This is a genomic window from Pedobacter nototheniae (assembly GCF_004335085.1).
In the GTDB taxonomy this organism is placed as follows: domain Bacteria; phylum Bacteroidota; class Bacteroidia; order Sphingobacteriales; family Sphingobacteriaceae; genus Pedobacter; species Pedobacter nototheniae.
In genome coordinates this window covers 1-504 of sequence record NZ_RQRS01000068.1, presented here as the reverse complement: position 1 = coordinate 504, position 504 = coordinate 1, and the positions used below count along the sequence as shown (strand labels likewise).

Genomic DNA, 504 nt, shown 5'->3' with positions numbered 1-504 from the left:
AGCGTGTCTTTAATATTGTCTTCGGTCAATTGACCAGAGCCTGCGATATTGCGCAGACTTGACGATAAGCGTTCGGTTAACGTATCAAACATAGGACTCTCTCGGTTGGTGGTGCAATCTTGACTGACCTGCGATTATCGCAAGGCAGCCCAAAACTACTAGCACAGTCACACAAATTTCATAATTGGGGAGCATTTGACGCTCAATTACCCTTCATTTTATGATAAATTGACAGATTATTCTAATCATTAGTGACAAAACTCACACTCATTCAACTGGGCATTAACTGTCCAGAGGATTCTCACCCACCAAAACCTGCTTGATAGAGCTGTTATCGTTTATGAGGTCGCTTGTGCTAGTTGCGTATGTAATTGCTAGTATTGCTTATCTAATTATAAGTATTCATCTTTGCTGGGCGCTGCTTAAACACAAGCCGATTGCTAAGGGTACGACTTTATCTGCTCTATTTATCGGTATGCTGGCCCACAGTGCCGTATTATACCC

The 504-nt window shown here is 42.3% G+C and carries 1 protein-coding gene; it reads left to right on the top strand.

The window, feature by feature from the left end; translation table 11 throughout:
• Positions 1–319: 319 nt before the first annotated feature.
• The coding region (locus EHC72_RS22965; RefSeq protein WP_211660352.1) for a hypothetical protein at positions 320–504 on the top strand (185 nt) is incomplete at its 3' end.